Source organism: Spongiimicrobium sp. 3-5 (assembly GCF_046557915.1).
In the GTDB taxonomy this organism is placed as follows: Bacteria; Bacteroidota; Bacteroidia; order Flavobacteriales; family Flavobacteriaceae; genus JBHEBG01.
The window spans coordinates 1860399-1878529 of the sequence record NZ_JBHEBG010000001.1 but is presented as its reverse complement, the minus strand read 5'-3'; the positions used below and the strand labels follow the sequence as shown (position 1 = coordinate 1878529).

15 protein-coding genes are annotated in these 18131 nt (G+C 40.4%); 11 read left to right on the top strand and 4 right to left on the bottom strand.

Features of this window, described 5'->3' with window-relative positions:
- Nucleotides 1-39 precede the first annotated feature (39 nt).
- From ACEQ81_RS08015 to pruA, 4 genes are all read left to right on the top strand, one after another.
- Entirely contained in the window at nucleotides 40-1284 is a 1245-nt protein-coding gene (locus ACEQ81_RS08015) for a DUF5103 domain-containing protein (protein WP_411030329.1), read from the top strand.
- Between the two features lie 57 nt (nucleotides 1285-1341).
- A complete protein-coding gene (locus ACEQ81_RS08010; RefSeq protein ID WP_411030328.1) occupies nucleotides 1342-2481 on the top strand; it encodes a DUF3667 domain-containing protein in 1140 nt (379 codons plus the stop codon).
- A gap of 3 nt (nucleotides 2482-2484) precedes the next feature.
- Nucleotides 2485-2871 (top strand): Co2+/Mg2+ efflux protein ApaG, encoded by a 387-nt coding sequence (gene apaG, locus ACEQ81_RS08005; protein WP_411030327.1) that lies wholly within the window; start codon nucleotides 2485-2487, stop codon nucleotides 2869-2871.
- Nucleotides 2872-2954: 83 nt separating this feature from the next.
- Nucleotides 2955-4583 carry an L-glutamate gamma-semialdehyde dehydrogenase gene (gene pruA / locus ACEQ81_RS08000; RefSeq protein WP_411030326.1) on the top strand — a complete coding sequence of 543 codons (1629 nt, stop codon included), beginning with the start codon at nucleotides 2955-2957 and terminating at the stop codon, nucleotides 4581-4583.
- A gap of 422 nt (nucleotides 4584-5005) precedes the next feature.
- Here pruA and rsmG read toward each other — a convergent pair whose 3' ends face one another.
- On the bottom strand, nucleotides 5006-5641 hold the full coding sequence (gene rsmG, locus ACEQ81_RS07995; protein ID WP_411030325.1) for a 16S rRNA (guanine(527)-N(7))-methyltransferase RsmG: 636 nt from the start codon (nucleotides 5639-5641) through the stop codon (nucleotides 5006-5008).
- A gap of 116 nt (nucleotides 5642-5757) precedes the next feature.
- Between rsmG and ACEQ81_RS07990 the strand changes: the two genes are divergently transcribed.
- Entirely contained in the window at nucleotides 5758-6861 is a 1104-nt protein-coding gene (locus tag ACEQ81_RS07990; RefSeq protein WP_411030324.1) for a fatty acid desaturase family protein, read from the top strand.
- 14 nt (nucleotides 6862-6875) lie between these two features.
- Nucleotides 6876-8060, top strand: a complete 1185-nt coding sequence (locus tag ACEQ81_RS07985) for a pyridoxal phosphate-dependent aminotransferase (RefSeq protein ID WP_411030323.1) — start codon at nucleotides 6876-6878, stop codon at nucleotides 8058-8060.
- 10 nt (nucleotides 8061-8070) lie between these two features.
- Here the strand turns inward: ACEQ81_RS07985 and ACEQ81_RS07980 are convergent, their stop codons facing one another.
- Nucleotides 8071-9561: a TrkH family potassium uptake protein gene (locus ACEQ81_RS07980; RefSeq protein WP_411030322.1), complete on the bottom strand. Its 1491-nt coding sequence runs from the start codon at nucleotides 9559-9561 to the stop codon at nucleotides 8071-8073.
- A 142-nt stretch (nucleotides 9562-9703) separates the two neighbouring features.
- On the bottom strand, nucleotides 9704-11053 hold the full coding sequence (trkA, locus tag ACEQ81_RS07975; protein ID WP_411030321.1) for a Trk system potassium transporter TrkA: 1350 nt from the start codon (nucleotides 11051-11053) through the stop codon (nucleotides 9704-9706).
- 257 nt (nucleotides 11054-11310) lie between these two features.
- Here trkA and ubiE point away from each other — a divergent pair, with 257 nt between their 5' ends.
- Nucleotides 11311-12039 carry a bifunctional demethylmenaquinone methyltransferase/2-methoxy-6-polyprenyl-1,4-benzoquinol methylase UbiE gene (gene ubiE / locus ACEQ81_RS07970; protein WP_411030320.1) on the top strand — a complete coding sequence of 243 codons (729 nt, stop codon included), beginning with the start codon at nucleotides 11311-11313 and terminating at the stop codon, nucleotides 12037-12039.
- A gap of 4 nt (nucleotides 12040-12043) precedes the next feature.
- On the top strand, nucleotides 12044-12742 hold the full coding sequence (locus ACEQ81_RS07965; protein WP_411030319.1) for a porin family protein: 699 nt from the start codon (nucleotides 12044-12046) through the stop codon (nucleotides 12740-12742).
- A 4-nt stretch (nucleotides 12743-12746) separates the two neighbouring features.
- Here the strand turns inward: ACEQ81_RS07965 and ACEQ81_RS07960 are convergent, their stop codons facing one another.
- A complete protein-coding gene (locus tag ACEQ81_RS07960) occupies nucleotides 12747-13469 on the bottom strand; it encodes a TrmH family RNA methyltransferase (RefSeq protein ID WP_411030318.1) in 723 nt (240 codons plus the stop codon).
- A gap of 84 nt (nucleotides 13470-13553) precedes the next feature.
- On the opposite strand from ACEQ81_RS07960, the gene ACEQ81_RS07955 reads away from it, so the two are divergent.
- The 3 genes from ACEQ81_RS07955 to accD are packed head-to-tail and all read left to right on the top strand — an operon-like array spanning nucleotide 13554 to nucleotide 18100.
- Nucleotides 13554-16079 (top strand): BamA/TamA family outer membrane protein, encoded by a 2526-nt coding sequence (locus tag ACEQ81_RS07955; RefSeq protein WP_411030317.1) that lies wholly within the window; start codon nucleotides 13554-13556, stop codon nucleotides 16077-16079.
- Between the two features lie 58 nt (nucleotides 16080-16137).
- On the top strand, nucleotides 16138-17205 hold the full coding sequence (gene fbaA, locus ACEQ81_RS07950) for a class II fructose-bisphosphate aldolase (protein WP_411030316.1): 1068 nt from the start codon (nucleotides 16138-16140) through the stop codon (nucleotides 17203-17205).
- Between the two features lie 34 nt (nucleotides 17206-17239).
- Nucleotides 17240-18100, top strand: coding sequence for an acetyl-CoA carboxylase, carboxyltransferase subunit beta (accD, locus tag ACEQ81_RS07945; protein WP_411030315.1), 861 nt, complete (start codon nucleotides 17240-17242; stop codon nucleotides 18098-18100).
- The last annotated feature ends 31 nt before the right edge of the window (nucleotides 18101-18131 follow it).

The following is an 18131-nucleotide window of genomic DNA, read 5'->3' as shown; positions in this document are numbered from 1 at the left end:
ACGCTTTTTGTTTAACTTTGTTTCAAAATAACGTATTTAATGCGCTTAAACCTTAAACTAATTGTTCTCGTTCTATTTTCGGCACCCCTTTTCTGTCAGGTACAAGAAGAATTAGATCCGCCCAACAATATCAAATCAATCGTCTTTAAAGGGACAACGGAAGATCAGTTTCCGATTGCACAACTGGGAGAGACCATTTTATTGGAATTTGATGACATTCTGGCCAATGAACAAGACTACTATTATAAATTGGTACACTGCGATTATGATTGGACCGTCTCCGATCTACTAAAATCTCAGTACTTGGTGGGTACGGACAATCAACGCATCATAGATTACGAAAACAGTTATACCACCTTACAACCCTATTCCAACTATAGACTCAGTATCCCAAATAACAATGTGCGCCTAAAGGTTAGCGGCAATTACCTTATCGAAATCTATAACAACCGTTACGAACTTCAGTTTTCTAGACGATTTGTTATCTACAAAGACCTTGTTAGGGTTGGCGCCTACGTAAAGCGCAGTCGGGATTTCAACTATCTTAACGAAAAACAAGTGGTTCAGTTCAGTATCAATGCCACAAATTTTCCGTTGGTAAATCCCAAAAAAGAGGTAAAGGTGGCCATTCTCCAAAACTATCACTGGCCCACAGCCTTATATAATGTAAAGCCGCAATTTACTTTGGGTAACGAACTGGTCTATAAATATGATCAGGAAACCAGTTTTTTTGGGGGTAATGAGTTTTTAAATTTTGACACCAAAGACCTTAGGGCGCCCAGTGCCATAATTTCGCGGATCGAATTAAGGGATATCTATAATCATTACTTGTTTACAGATCGATATCGCCACGAAAGACCATATACCTATTTTCCAGATATTAACGGGGATTTCGTTATACGTACCCTGCAAGGACGGGATGTCTCGCGCGAAGCGGAATATACCAACATACATTTTAGCCTACCCTACGAACCAGAATTGGGATTGGACAATGTTTACATATTTGGAAAATTCAACAATTATGCCTTAAACGATGAAAACAAAATGACCTATAACGAGGATACGGGCAAAATGGAAGCATCCCTAAAATTAAAACAGGGTTTCTACAATTACAAGTATGTTATAGAAAGGGATAATGAAACTGTAGATCTAAACACAGTTTGTGGCAACTTTCATTTCACGGAGAATAATTACACAATTTTGGTATATTACCGAAACTTTGGTGACCTTTATGATAGTGTTATTGGGGTTGGTGCCGCCAACTCTAGGGAAATTAGCAATTAGCCTTAAAAAACACTTTGTAATTGCTCCTAAAACCAATACGTAGCTATTGTGCGTTATATGGACAACAAACCAACATTAACATCTAAAGGCAGATATAAGCTGAAATATAGGGGGACGGAATGCCTTAATTGTAGCCATCCCTTGGACGTAAGCGACAAGTACTGCCCCAACTGCTCTCAAATAAATAGCACCAAAAAACTTTCTATAACCGACCTCGTTGACGAGTTTTTCGCCAATATCATATCCTATGATTCCAAATTATTGAAGACATTGTCCGCCCTATTGCTGAGACCCGGAAGAATCACCGCCGATTATGTAAAAGGCAAGCGGGTGTCTTACACTAATCCGTACCGCTTTCTGCTGAGTTTGGCGATCATCTATTTTTTGATGCTCAGTTTTTCCAATGACTTTACTTCTTTGGACCGACTGGGTGTTACCGAAAATGACAACGCCAGCATACTATTGGCCGATGAGGTGATAGGTGATTTAAGTTTTAATGTTGGAAGTTCTGGGGAAGCCGAAGTAGCGCAAAATACTTTAGATTCCTTGCAGTTATCCGAGAAGTTAACCGACCAGACAAACTTAAGGGACTCATTGATTCTGGCTTCTCCAAATACCTTCTATGGCACCGTAAAAGACAACCCATCCATATCGGAACGCTTTCAACAAAAACAAGATTTCTTTAGCACCCTCATAAGAAAAGAAAAATTGTATGATTTTGGAGCAGTACATCAAAAATATGGGGTAGAGGCAAGTTTTGAAAACAGACTGGCCTTTAACGCAACAAAGAGTTTTTTACGGGCTACCCAAAGACCTGGTAGTTTTATAAGTGCCATGATCTCCAAACTTCCGTTTGTAATATTTTTCTTTTTACCAGTCTTTGCGCTGTTTATTTGGTTGATGTACGTCAGAAAAAAATATAATTACACCGATCATCTCATTTTTAGTTTCCATAATCAATCCCTGTTGTTTATCTTGCTCATTATTAGCTTTTTAATCGATGCTATTTTTGATGTATTTAGTGGATGGATATTTATTTTTGTTTTCTCCTTCTATCTATATAAATCGATGCGAAGGTTTTATAGCGAAGGTAGATTTAAAACTATTGTTAAATATACATTACTGAACACTATTTTTTTTATTTTAGCAACGTTTTCAGTAGCTATCCTATTGGCAGGAAGCATGTTAACTTATTAATATATGATTACACAAGTTACCAAGGGCATTAAGGTTTCCGTGAATACAAGTTTTGAAGGCACATTCTTCAAAAACTACAAGATGCACTTTGCTTTTGGTTATACCATAACCATTGAGAATCAAAGCAAGAACTCGGTGCAGCTAACTTCCAGGCATTGGCAGATATACGATGCGCTCAACGATTTGGAAATAGTGGACGGCGAAGGTGTTATCGGCAAAAAACCGGTTATAAAGCCAGGGGAATCGTACACCTATAGTTCGGGTTGTTTACTGGGCTCTCCCATAGGTGCCATGAAGGGCCATTTTAACATGGTGAGTTTAAGTTCTACCGAAAGATTCCGAGTATATATTCCTACTTTCAAATTTAGTGCACCCTTTGCACTGAACTAATCATTTTCGACCCATATTTTGTTTTTTAAGCACATTGGTTTTAGTACCTTTGCAGCGACTAATTTTTATAAAGATATTATATTATGGGTAAAGGATTTTTTCAGGTCCCAACCGCTTTTAATGAACCCATTAAAAGCTATGCACCAGGAACTCCGGAGCGAGAGTCCGTGCTAAAACAATACAAGCAATATTTTAACGGGGAGACAGATATTCCAATGTATATAGATGGTGAGGAGATAAGAACTGGAAATACTAAATCCATAACCCCACCGCATGACCATAAACACGTGGTAGGACAATATCACTTAGCGGAAAAAAAACATATTGACCAGGCCATTTCCACAGCCTTGGAGGCAAGGAACCAATGGGCAAACCTTACGTGGGAGCAACGTGCGGCCATATTCTTAAAGGCGGCGGAACTTATCGCCGGACCATATAGGGCCAAAATTAATGCGGCTACCATGATAGCGCAATCTAAAACTGTACATCAAGCGGAAATCGATGCAGCTTGCGAGTTCATAGATTTTCTACGGTTTAATGTAGAATATATGTCTCAAATCTATGAGGAACAGCCAGACTCTGCCGAGGGTATATGGAATAGGGTTGAGTACCGTCCACTGGAAGGTTTCGTCTATGCAATTACACCCTTCAATTTTACGGCAATAGCCGGAAACCTGCCTACCAGTGCGGCCATGATGGGTAATGTGGTAGTTTGGAAACCAAGTGACAGTCAAATATTCTCTGCCAAGATTATTGTTGATGTCCTAAAAGAGGCAGGCCTACCCGATGGGGTGATCAATGTGGTCTACGGCGACCCTGTAATGATTACGGATACAGTTTTGGCCAATAGCGACTTCGCAGGCATTCACTTTACGGGTTCTACTTATGTTTTTAAAGAGCTTTGGAAACAGATTGGTCTAAACATCCATAACTATAAGACGTATCCCAAAATTGTTGGGGAAACTGGTGGCAAGGATTTTATTTTAGCCCATACGTCTGCCAATTCCAAACAAGTAGCTACCGCTATTGTTAGAGGGGCTTTTGAGTTTCAGGGACAGAAATGTAGTGCGGCCTCTAGGGTATATCTACCAAAATCCAACGCACAGGAAATTCTCGATTTTGTAAAGGCGGATGTAGAATCCTTCAATCCTCCCGGATCTCCAGAAGACATGTCGAACTTCGTTACGGCAGTTATCCATGAGGGTTCTTTTGATAAGTTGGCGAAATATATCGATCAGGCAAAAAATGATAAAAACGCAACGATCGTTGCCGGGGGAGGTCATGATAAATCCAAAGGATATTTTATAGAGCCTACCGTAATATTAACCACCGATCCCAACTATACTACCATGGAGACCGAATTGTTCGGACCCGTGGTTACCGTATATATTTATGACGATAAGGAATGGTCAGAAACACTAAAATTAGTAGATGCCACCTCGGAATACGCCCTAACTGGTGCGGTATTGTCCACAGATCGTTATGCCATAGACCAAGCCACAAAAGCCTTACAAAATTGTGCCGGCAACTTTTATATTAATGACAAACCCACCGGCGCGGTCGTAGGTCAGCAGCCGTTTGGAGGTGCCAGGGCATCTGGCACTAATGATAAGGCAGGCTCTGCACAAAATCTCCTTCGCTGGGTGTCCCCACGACTTATTAAGGAAACATTTGTGACCCCGGAAGACTACCGCTATCCGTTTCTAGGTTAGAAGAAGTCTCTAAACATACATTTCTAAAGCCCGTACCTTTTATGAAGGTACGGGCTTTCTTTTATGCAACCTCCGTATTGCGTAGAAACCTCTTGGTTCATCCGGTATTCTAGATTTAAACGGTAAAACTAACACACAGAATCTGCTTTACAAATTTATATTAACAAGCTAATTATCAATATTTTACAATTTAAATTTACTGCATAGCGCAATATCAATGTAAATTTAACGTTAAGTAATTGTAAATTAAAAGTAATATACCGTACTTTGTACTATAAAACTTGAAGAAGATGATGAACAGGAACAATTTTTACAAGAGGTCTAAAATCAACTTAACCTGTCTTTATATACATATCTGGGCCCATATGCGCAGCTATGGCAGAAAGTATAGAAAAGCCTACTATCGTATGTTGGTTCTTTAATTAGCCCTTAAATTTTACAGGTAAATAGACTATCTTTTTAGTCTCAAAGAAGTCCTCCTTAAAGTAGTTGGACAAATTATATATCTCAGCGGTTCTATAATTCTTTAGTTCTTCGGTCAATTCTCCTCCTTTTAAATATAATATCCCATTTTTACGATCATGCCGGGAGGTTTTCTTTATACGGCCCTTTACCCAACGTACAAAAGTGGGCATGGCAGCCACTGCCCTACTTACAACAAAATCGTATTGCTGGTCCAAGTCCTCTACCCGCGTATGCAGCGAGGTTACATTGGTAAGCCTTAGACCTTCCGCAACCTCTTCCACAACTTTTATCTTTTTGCCAATGGCGTCTACCAATGTAAATTGAGTTTCTGGGAACAGTAAAGCCAAAGGTATGCCAGGAAATCCGCCACCGGTACCAACATCCAAAACTGATGCTCCAGGTAAAAATTGCTGCAACTTGGCGATACCTAAGGAGTGCAAAACATGCCTTAAATACAACTCATCGATATCCTTTCTGGAGACAACATTGATTTTCTGGTTCCAATCTTGGTACAGATTTTCCAATTGCCGAAACTGGGTTTGCTGTAATTCGGATAAATTTGGGAAATATTTAAAAATTATCTCGGCTTTCATATGTACCTTTGCTTTCGTCAAAAATAATACTTTATGATCCATAAAAATTTCCTTTTTGGCCCCAGTTATAATTAATACGAAATGAAATCCGTTATATTTACAAAAAACATGTAGTTATGAGTAAAGGGACCATTCGATTTTCCAGAAAGGATTCTGCCCAATTTTTCAAAACCTTGAACAATAGGGTAAACGATTATTTTAAGGAGAAAAAGATAAAAAAAACCGGTAATTGGCGGCTACATTTAAAAACAGCGATTATGTTCGCTATTTTCCTTGCCCCATATTTCATTATGTTGACCTTAAGCTTGCCTAATTGGGCCAATTTATTGTTGACCATCACTATGGGTGTGGGTATGGCCGGCGTTGGTATGAATGTAATGCACGATGGCAACCACGGTTCCTATTCCAATAAAAAATGGGTGAACAAACTCATGGGAAGCAGTATCTACATTCTTGCCGGAAACGTATACAACTGGCAGGTACAGCACAATGTATTGCACCATACCTATACCAATATCCACGAACACGATGAAGATTTGGAGGCCGGGCGTATACTACGCTTTTCCAAACATGCCAAATGGCACAGACACCATAAATTTCAGCATTACTATTCGGTATTCCTATACGGACTGCTTACTTTTAATTGGGCCATCACCACTGATTTTCAGCAGATGTACCGGTATATGAAGCGCAAGCTCTCTTACGGAAAGCTGCCCAACCCGGCTATTAACTGGAGTACCTTGGTCATAACCAAGCTATTGTACATTACTGTTTGGATTGTTATTCCATTGATAATTATGGATATAGCGTGGTGGAAAATCTTACTGGGCTTTTTTATTATGCACTATGTTGCCGGTGTTATACTCAGCGTTGTTTTTCAGTTGGCCCACGTTGTGGACGAGGCAGAAACCTTCCTGCCCGAAGAAAATGGTACCATGAAGAATACTTGGGCCATACATCAATTGTTCACCACAGTAAATTTTGGAACCAAAAACAGGTTAGTAAACTGGTTTACCGGCGGATTGAATCATCAGGTAGAACATCATATCTTTCCCAATATCAGTCACGTCCATTACACAAAAATTTCCAAAATTGTTAAACAGACGGCAAAAGAATTTAATTTACCCTACAACGAGTATAAAACTACTAGAAAAGCTATAATTTCGCACTTCAAACACTTAAAGGAATTAGGCAAAAAGCCTGCGTTACAATACCAGTAAATTTATAGAGTAAAATGAGCAACCATTTATCCGAAAGAATCAATAACATGTCTACCTCGGCCACGCTGGCTATGGCCGCAAAAGCGAGGGAATTAAGAAATGAAGGAAAAGATATCATTGGACTTAGTCTTGGGGAACCCGATTTTAATATCCCCGACTTTGTAAAAGAAGCCGCTAAGGAAGCTGTTGATCAGAATTACAGCAGTTACTCCCCCGTTGACGGTTATGCCGACTTAAAAAAGGCTATTTCAAATAAGTTTAAGCGAGATAACAATTTAGACTATGGCATTGATCAGATCGTGGTCTCTACCGGTGCTAAGCAATCGCTGGCCAATGTGGCCATGGTAATGCTCAACAAAGGGGATGAAGTAATCTTGCCAGCACCTTTCTGGGTGAGCTATAGCGATATTGTAAAAATCGCCGAAGGAGTACCCGTGCAGGTACCCACAAGCATCGATACCGACTTTAAAATGACCCCGGAGCAGTTGGAACAGGCAATTACCCCAAAGACAAAAATGTTGTGGTTTAGCTCTCCCTGCAATCCCAGTGGTTCCGTTTACAGCAAGGAAGAATTGGAAGGACTGGCTGTAGTATTGAGAAAACATCCTGGTATTTTTGTAGTTTCTGATGAAATTTACGAGCATATCAATTTTGTGGGCGGGCATGTAAGCATTGCGGGCATAGCAGGGATGTATGAACGCACCATAACGGTCAACGGTGTATCCAAAGCTTTTGCCATGACGGGTTGGCGTATTGGCTATATTGGAGCTGCACCTTACATTGCGAAGGCCTGTACCAAATTTCAAGGCCAGATAACCAGTGGTGCTAACGCCATAGGGCAACGTGCCACCATAGCAGCCTTGGAGGCCCCAGTAAACAAAATTCAGTTCATGATCGATGAATTCCACAAAAGACGCGATCTTGTTTTGAGTCTTCTGGGAGAGATAGAAGGGTTTAAACTAAATGTGCCCGAGGGTGCTTTCTACGTATTTCCGGATATCTCTAGTTTCTTTGGGAAATCCCTAAACGGTACCGCTATAAACAACGCCTCAGATTTGGCGATGTACTTATTGGAGGAGGCCAATGTGGCCACGGTTACCGGGGAAGCTTTTGGAAATCCCAACTGTATTCGCATTTCGTATGCCGCATCCGAGAAAGAACTTAAGGAGGCAATTGCAAGGATAAAGGCCGTATTGTAGGTCTTGGTGCTTAGGTTTTTTTCCAAAAATAAGGTGTCAGCAATATTAGTACCGTAAAAAGTTCTAATCTGCCCAACAACATCAAAAATCCGCACCACCATTTTCCCAGGGTAGGCAGGTCGCTAAAATTGCTTAAGGGATTTAGGCTACCCAGTGCTGGCCCAACATTGCCAAGGGAAGAAGCCGCACCGCCAATGGCAGATTCGAAATCGAGTCCCAAAAAACCCAACACTAGCGACCCTATAATAAAAGACAACATATAGAGTACGAAGAAGCCAATAATATTGTACACAATATGTTCGCTTACTGTTTTTTCATTATATCGCACCGGAATTAGTGCATTGGGATGCAAGGTCCTTTTAAATTCCAATAACCCGTTTTTGATAATCAAGATATGTCGCATTACTTTAATACCGCCTGCGGTAGACCCGGCAGATCCGCCTAGAAACATCAATCCAAAGAAAAATACGGTAAGAAACGGCGTCCAGTTGGTAAAATCAGCTGTTACAAAACCTGTTGTTGTTACAATGGCGATCACCTGAAAAAAAGCATGTCTAAAAGAACTCTCCGCAGTTCCCAATACCATGGGATGATAATCCGAAACAGGAACATTGGCCTTAAAGTAAATGACCAAGGCGGCCAACACGGTAAAAAGCAATATTAATCCGGAATAAAACTTAAACTCTTCGTCCTTTATAATACGTTGTATTTTTCCTTTAAAGGCAAAATAGCTAAGTACAAAATTGCTTCCCGCCAAAAACATAAAAAACATTACAATATACTGTATTAACGGCTCATTGTTCCAATAGGCCAAACTGGCATTCTTAGTAGAAAAACCACCGGTTGACAGCGTGGCCAATGAATGGTTAAGAGCATCAAAAAAGGACATACCCGCCAAACTTAACAAAACGGTTTCTGCCACGGTATATCCAAAATAAATAAGCCATAACCGCTTGGCCGTATCCGTTATCCGTGGATGCAGTTTATCTGCATTGGGGCCAGGGGCTTCGGCGGCAAACAGCTGCATACCACCAATTCCCAAAAGAGGAAGTATGGCTATAGCAAGAACAATAATACCCATACCCCCTATCCAATGAGTAAGGCTACGCCAAAACAAAATACCTTCGGGAAGAGCCTCTATATCGTTTAAAATAGAGGCTCCGGTTGTGGTATATCCGGAAATGGTCTCAAAAAAAGCATTGGTTACATCTGGGATCGCCCCGGAAAAAAGGTAAGGGAGTACCCCGGAGATAGACATAACCATCCACCCAAAAGTAACGATGATATACCCTTCCTTTCTCTTAACCACCTTCTCATGACCGCGCGTATAAAACATGGCCAAAGTGCCAACCATCATGGTAACAATTGCAGCAAGGGTTATATCTAAAGTAACCCCATCTTTATAAATACCGCTTACCAAGGCCGCCATAATCATAAAAAACCCATTGAACAGCAGCAGCAGTCCCATTAGGTGAATGATTATTTTTGAGTTTAATCTCATTGCATATCTTTTATACCCCTCATTGGGTTGCCATAATCATCTTTTAGCATCTCAACTTCCTTGCCTCTAAATAACGCTAGATACATCGGCATCAATTCGCTAATAATTACAAAATATATATCATTTTATGCGGGTACCGATATCATAGAAACAGTTTTTCTATTTTAGGAATGGCCTTGGGCAAACAACAGACCACTACCCTATCGCCTTCCCTAATTTCAAAATCGCCCAAAGCAATGATACCTTTTCCGTCGCGGACCACACCTCCAATGGTTGCAGCACGGGGAAAATCCAATTCGCGGATAATCTGTCCGTTGACGGCAGAGGTAAGTTTAACCTCAAATTCCAATATTTCCGCGTTTAAATTGTTTAAACGGGTCATAGCCACTACTTCCCCTTTTCTAATATATCTAAATATGTTATTGGCCGCCAGAAGCTTTTTATTGATCAGGGTATCTATCCCTATGGAATGCGAAAGCTGAAAATAATCCATGTTCTCTACCAATGCTATGGTCTTCTTTATATACTTGGATTTGGCCACCAAACAAGACATAATATTGGTTTCGGAATTACCGGTAACGGCAATGAAGGCATCCATGGATTCTAAACTCTCTTCCTGCAGTAATTCCACATTTCTACCATCTCCGTTTATCACTAGTGCATTGGGTAGATTATCGGCAATTTCAAAGGCCTTGTCCTTATCTTGTTCTATTAGTTTTACGTTGAATTTGTTGGCACATAGATCGCGGGCCGTATTAATTCCCACCTTACTACCCCCAAGGATCATTACGTTCTTAATCTCTTTTTTCTCCTTTCCGGTAAGTTTGTACAATTCATCCACTCCTTCTTTTAAGGTAATGAAGTATACTTGGTCTTCTTCCTTAAAGACCGTATCACCTCTTGGAATAAGCGTGTATTGTGTACCCGTGCGTTGAATTGCAATGGGCATAAAATGTAGTTCTGGAAATACTCTTGCGGCTTCCTTCACCATTTTACCTACAAAGGGAGCGGTCTTGGGCAAGGAAACCCCTACCATTATTAGTGCCCCTTCCTCAAATTCGTAGGTATCATTAAAAGCCGACTGATTTAATAACAATTGTATCTCCGTGGCCGCAAGTTCTTCTGGTGAGATAAGCTCATCTATCCCCAACGCCGGAAAATTAAGCGTGTCCTTATTATCTACAAATTCTGTATTGGATATCCTTGCAATCGTCCTTTTACATCCCAGTTGCTTGGCTAACAGGCATAAGGTAAGATTTGTAGTTTCTGAAGAAGTAACCCCAATAACAAGGTCGGAAGAGCCTACCTTGGCATCTTGCAATACAGAAATAGAAGTTGCATCTCCCTTAAGCACCCTAATATCCAAATGAGTATCGGCATAAGCCAAACTTTCCTTTTGGGAATCTATCAAAGTAATATCCTGAGATTCGTACGAGAGCAATTTGGCCAAATGAAAGCCCACCTCCCCTGCACCGGCAATTATAATTTTCATCTAGAAAAGGAATTGATGTTCGAAGGGTATCCCAAATTAGAAAGTAAACAAAGAAAACGAGATAGGATTGCCCCATCTGGCTTAAAAACAGCGTTACAGCTCATTTTAAAAAAGTTTGCAAATATTGCGCTGCAAAATTACGGAAATTTATTTTCTTGTCAGGGTTTTGGGCCAAGGATTACACCTATACACAAGAAGTGCCAAAATAAAGTGTACACATAATGGCTAAAGCCTATCTTTGCCGAAAAATGGTGCGCATGGCAAAACAGGTGACCCCTTATAAAGATTCAAAACTTGGAAAAAAAGAACAGGTAACCAAAATGTTCGATAACGTATCCAAGAATTACGATGGCCTAAACCGGGTAATTTCCTTTGGTCTAGATATTAAATGGAGAAAGCGCGTAGTAGCCATCTTAAAGAAAAAACAGCCTAAGAATATTTTGGATATTGCCACAGGAACAGGAGATTTGGCCATTAATCTGGCAAAAACAGGGGCACAAGAAATTGTTGGACTAGATATTTCCCCCGGGATGCTAGAGGTAGGAAAAAAGAAGGTTGCCGATAAGAAACTCAATGACACCATAACAATGGTACATGGGGACAGCGAGATGCTTCCTTTTGACAACAATTATTTTGATGCAATTACCGTAGCTTTTGGAGTGCGTAATTTTGAAACTTTGGAAATAGGTTTGGCAGAGATTTTTAGGGTGTTAAAACCACAGGGTACCTTTGTTGTTTTGGAAACCTCCGTACCTGCCAAAACACCCATTAAACAAGGATATAACCTATATTGTAAACACATACTTCCCACAATCGGAAAGCTCTTTTCCAAAGACCGTTCCGCCTATACCTATTTATCAGAATCCGCAGCTGTTTTCCCACACGGCAAAGATTTCAACAATATTTTACACAAAATTGGGTTTATAGCTATAGAGAATAAACCCCAGACGTTTGGGGTGGCCACTATATACGTAGCTACAAAGTAAGCTTATGAGAAACATTTTTTTTCTTTTGGGGTGCTTGGTACTTTTGTGCCCTGCCGCCAAAGCCCAGTTTAATGAAAAACCTGTCATTAATCTGGAGAACGAGGACGAGCCCCGATTAAACTGGGGATATTTTCTTGGATTTAATCAATACGATTTTAAGTTTGACTACAAAGATGATATAGGAGGCGATATCCTCGTAAATAAAACTACTGGTTTTAATGTGGGCCTTATCGGCGAAATGCGTATTAACGAATTTTTAGATCTTCGGTTTGAACCTGGACTGCTTTATACCCAAAGAGATTTGGGTTTTCCGGGGTTCGACAACGAACAAGATGCCATTAGGGAAGTACGTTCTACCTACATTAATTTTCCACTGCTTTTAAAGGTAAGCACGCGTAGATTGGGTAATTGGAAACCCTTTATCATCGGTGGGGCATATGCCTCCATGAACCTGGGAAGTAATGAGGATAGTTTGGACGACAACAGTAGTGGCACATTTAGAATGAAAAAAAGTGTCTATGGCTATGAACTAGGTTTTGGTATAGATTTTTACTTGGAGTACTTTAAGTTTACACCTTCCATACGCGGTGTTTTTGCCATTTCGGATGAGTTGGTGGCAGATGATGATCCCAACAGCCCCTGGACTGGGAATATAGAGGCATTGCGCACCAGGGGGATTTTTGTAAACTTCACTTTTGAATAAGTCCCTATTTCCGCCTTATTTCGTTCAATAAGATAGATGTTGCCGTGGCAACATTTAAACTCTCCGTTGTAGGCTCTCCAAATTGTGGGATAGCAATTTGCTTGGTTATTAATTGGGTTACCTTTTCCGAAATTCCGTTGGCCTCGTTGCCCATAACCAAAATACCCCGTTCCGGAAGTTCTTCATCGTAAACATTTGCCCCACCCATAAAAGCCCCGTAAACAAGACATTGGGCGCTATTCAAAAAAACTGTCAAATCATTATATACAATGTTTACACGGGCTATAGATCCCATAGTTGCCTGCAGTACCTTCGGGTTATAACAGTCTACAGTGTTTAAAGAACAAACAAGGTTATGCACGCCGAACCAATCGCACAATCTAATTATGGTTCCCAAATTCCCCGGATCCCTTACATCATCCAAGGCCAATATCCAATCGTTGTGATCAACAATTTTAGGCGTGGGTATCTTAAAAATGGCCAACACCTTGTTGGGCGATTGCAGGCCACTGATCTTTTTTAAATCATTCTCCGTGATCTGCTGTACCTCAACATCAAATTTTTTAAAACTTTCCGTATCGGTGCAATAAATCTTATGTGCCCTAAAATGGGAGTTTAAGAGCTCGGATACCGCCTTCATGCCTTCGGCCACGAACATTCCATGTTGAATTCGGTATTTTTTTTGATATAAGTTTTTTATAAATTTTATTTGGTTTTTAACAACCATGCAAATAATGTATTTTTGACCTATATGACAGCCCTTTTGAGTTTTAAAACAAGCAAAGCAAAAATAGGTTTATTATTGCTATGTATGGTAATTTCATCCTGCAATACGCTTAAAAGGGTAGAAGATGACGAATTGTTGCTTACAAAAAACACCGTTTATGCAGACGGAAAGAAAATTATAGATGAAGACGTACAAAGCTTAATTGCCCAGAAGCCCAATAGCACTTTATTGGGATACCCCCTGCGACTTAACCTTTACAATCTTGCAAAGAAAGACCCCGATTCCTCGTTTCAGGATTGGCTTCATAGAAAAGAGAAAAGAAAACAACGGTTAGAGAATTTCTTGTCCAAAAAGCAGGTGAACCGGCTAGGTGAATCTTTTGTGGTACGCGGTGCAAGTGAGTGGTTAAAAAAGATAGGCGAGCCTCCGGTGGTCATAGATACCTCCCAAACCATTAAATCTTTAAAACGTTTGCAGGCATTCTACGGCAGCAAGGGATACTTTAACAATACTACCTCCTTCGCCATCGATACCAGTAGAAGAAAACAACGCGGGGCTCTGGATTACTCCATATCCTTGGGAAAACCTTTTATACTGGATTCCATTTCGAAAAGAATCGCTTCAAAAGCAATAGATTCCTTGTACCAGCTGCATACCAATGAATCCTTTATTAAAAAAGACGAACAATTTGATCTTGCCAATTTCAACAATGAACGTGAAAGGCTTACTTCGCTTTTTAGGAATTCCGGAATCTACAATTTTCAGGAAAGCTCCATCACCTACGAAATTCTTAGGGATACCACCAAATTGAGGGATGATCAAAAAATGGATGTTGAACTAAACATTAAGGATTTAAAAGGACGAAGTGATAATAGCCTTGCCGATACCGAGTATAAGGTACATCGATTTAAACAGGTAAATATTTATGCCGATTACGATTTTGACAGTGATCAGGATTCGTTGCAGTATATTGATTATGACAATTATAGGATTTTTTATAAAAACCGTCTTCGCTATAAACCTAAATCGCTTACCGATGCCGTTTTTTTGGAAAAGGACAGTGTTTATAGAGATCTCGACAGACTGCGCACCTATAGGCAGATCACCAATTTAAATACCTTTAGATATCCCAACATAGAATTTGTACCAGATACTACAGGAGCAAGTCTAATTTCTAATATATACCTATCCCCCAGACGTAAATATTCTTTGGGCCTCAATACGGATGTTAAGCACTCTAATATAGAAACGGTGGGTGTGGCGTTCAGTGCGTCTCTCATATCCAGAAACATTTTTGGTGGAGCGGAAACCTTAAGCCTTTCGGCAAGAGGTTCCCTGGGATTATTAAGCGATGCCACTATTGCTGATGAGGACTTTGTTTCGGAAATTGGGGGCGACGTTAACCTAACCTTTCCCAGAATATGGTTTCCCATAGTTTCAGAAAAAGTGATTCCCTACTATATGTTGCCCCAGACCAGGATTTCGATGGGTACAAGCTTTCAAAAGAACATAGGTTTGGACAAACAGACTTTCAATAACATTTTAGCCTACAATTGGTCTCCCTCGGACCGTGTAAAAAACAATATTGAGCTGCTCAACATTCAGTTTGTCCGCAATGTAAATCCAGATCGTTTTTTTAATGTATACCAGAACACCTATAGCAGTTTGGACGAAATTGCAGATGCCTTTGAAGGGGAAGCCGCCCTACAGACATTCTATGAAGATCCCGATGCCACAGGTAACCCCAATTTAATCATTCCGGCAGGAACATCGGGTTTTACCGCAGCTATCCTGGATGGCACCGTAGCTGCTGACACAGAAGTTGTACGCGATGTGAGGAGCATAGAGGAACGTAGAATTCGTTTAACTGAAGACAACCTCATCTTTGCCTCCAACTACACCTATACCAAGAACAATAAAAGTGGAATAAGCGATAACAACTTTTATCAGTTTCGCCTTAAGTTGGAAAGCACGGGCAATTTGTTATCGGGCCTCTCTCGTATCATCACTTTCGATGAGAATAATGAGGGAGATAAACTTATTTTTGGGGTTCCCTACTCCCAATATGTAAAAACCGAATTCGATTTTATAAAACATTGGGATTTATCGCAGTCCGATATTTTGGCCTTTCGCAGCTTTTTTGGAATGGCCGTACCTTATGGCAATGCGGATAACATTCCGTTCGTAAGAAGTTATTTTGCCGGAGGGTCTAACGATAACAGAGCCTGGAATGCATATTCCCTTGGGCCGGGAAGAACAAATAATGTAAGCGACTTTAATGAGGCCAATCTTAAACTCTCCCTAAATCTGGAGTATCGTTTTCCCATTGTAGGGAACATTAAAGGTGCATTCTTTGCAGATGCGGGCAATATTTGGAATGTTTTTGATGACGTTGAGGATCCGGACGCAACATTTAACGGTTTCAGTTCCTTGGCCGATATAGCCTTGGGAACAGGGTTTGGTATTAGATATGACTTTACCTACTTTGTTTTTAGGTTAGATACAGGATTTAAAACGTATAATCCGGCAGAGGAACCAACCAAAAGATGGTTTAGGGACTATAACTTTGCCAATGCCGTCTTTAACATCGGAATAAATTATCCTTTTTAACGCTAATTATTTTATTACTTTTGTGGCATCTTTTTAAAAACTAACAGACTAAAAAATTATGTCCCATACTATTAAAGCAGGAGTAGCAACAGGTGATGAAGTTCAGGAAATTTTCAATTACGCAAAGGAAAAAGGTTTTGCACTGCCTGCAGTAAATGTAATAGGTTCCAATACCATAAATGGAGTTTTAGAAACAGCGGCAGCGCTTAATGCTCCCGTCATCATTCAATTCTCCAATGGAGGCGCACAATTCAATGCAGGTAAAGGTTTATCCAATGAAGGCCAAAATGCGGCCATCCAAGGTGCCGTTGCAGGTGCAAAACACGTACATCAGTTGGCCGAGGCCTACGGAGCTACCGTAATATTACATACCGATCATTGCGCAAAAAAACTATTGCCTTGGATAGACGGGCTTCTAGATGCCAGTGAACAACATTTTGCAGCCACTGGAAAATCATTGTTCAGTTCTCATATGATAGATCTATCGGAAGAACCTATCGAGGAAAATATTGAGATCTGTAAAGGTTACCTTTCCAGAATGAGCAAAATGGGTATGACCTTGGAAATTGAACTGGGGATTACAGGAGGCGAAGAAGATGGGGTGGACAATTCGGACGTTGATGATTCCAAACTATATACCCAACCCGAGGAGGTAGCCTATGCTTATGAGGAACTATCCAAAATAAGTCCTAAATTTACCATAGCCGCGGCTTTTGGAAATGTACATGGGGTGTATAAGCCAGGAAATGTAAAACTTACCCCTAAAATTCTTAAAAATTCGCAAGAATATATTTCCGATAAATACGGTGTTGAGCATAACCACATCGATTTTGTATTTCACGGTGGTTCTGGATCTACTGTAGAAGAAATAAGGGAAGCCATCGGTTACGGTGTTATTAAGATGAACATAGATACCGATTTGCAATATGCCTATTTATCTGGTGTTAGGGATTATGTGCAGGACAAGAAAGATTATTTGCAGTCGCAGATTGGCAATCCAAATGGTAGTGATGAGCCAAACAAAAAATTCTACGATCCCAGGGTCTGGCTGCGAGAAGGTGAAAAGACCTTTGTTGAACGCCTAAAAAAGGCTTTTGAAGATTTAAATAATGTAAATACCTTATAGCCCGTAACGGTACTCCTAACTTAATTTTTAGCTTATGACTGCATGGTTTAAGAGAACAGAAAAAGGAATACAAACCGCCACGGAACAGAAAAAAGATACTCCAAAGGGATTGTGGTACAAATCCCCTACCGGTAAAATTGTGGAATCGGAAGAACTGGCTAAGAACTTTTATGTTAGCCCGGAAGATGATTACCATGTAAGGATAGGTAGCAAGGAATATTTTGAAATTCTATTCGATGATAATAAGTATAAGGAATTAGATCCCAAGCTTACCGCCAAAGACCCGCTTAAGTTTGAAGACACCAAAAAATACACGGATCGCTTAAAGGCTGCACAGCAAAAAACCGGTTTAAAGGATGCTGTTAGAACCGCAATAGGAAAATCACAAGGGAAAGATCTTGTAATTGCCTGTATGGACTTTAGTTTTATCGGAGGGTCCATGGGTAGCGTTGTAGGGGAAAAAATAGCTAGGGCCATTGATTATTCTATCAAAAAGAAGATCCCTTTCCTAATGATTTCGAAATCTGGTGGTGCTCGTATGATGGAGGCTGCCCTATCCCTTATGCAATTGGCCAAGACTTCGGCTAAGTTGGCACAGTTGGCGGAGGCAGGTATTCCATATATATCTTTGGCTACAGATCCTACAACCGGGGGAACTACAGCTTCCTACGCTATGTTGGGCGATATCAACATCTCAGAACCGGGCGCCCTAATTGGATTTGCCGGCCCACGTGTTGTTAAGGAAGCTACCGGACAAGAACTTCCAGAAGGTTTTCAAACCTCTGAATTTCTTCAAGAACATGGTTTTTTAGATTTTATCTCGCATCGTAAAGACCTTAAAAAACACATCAACTTATATATAGACCTTATTCAGAACAATCCTATCAGATCATAAAAAAGGCCCGCGAATCGCGGGCCTTTTCATT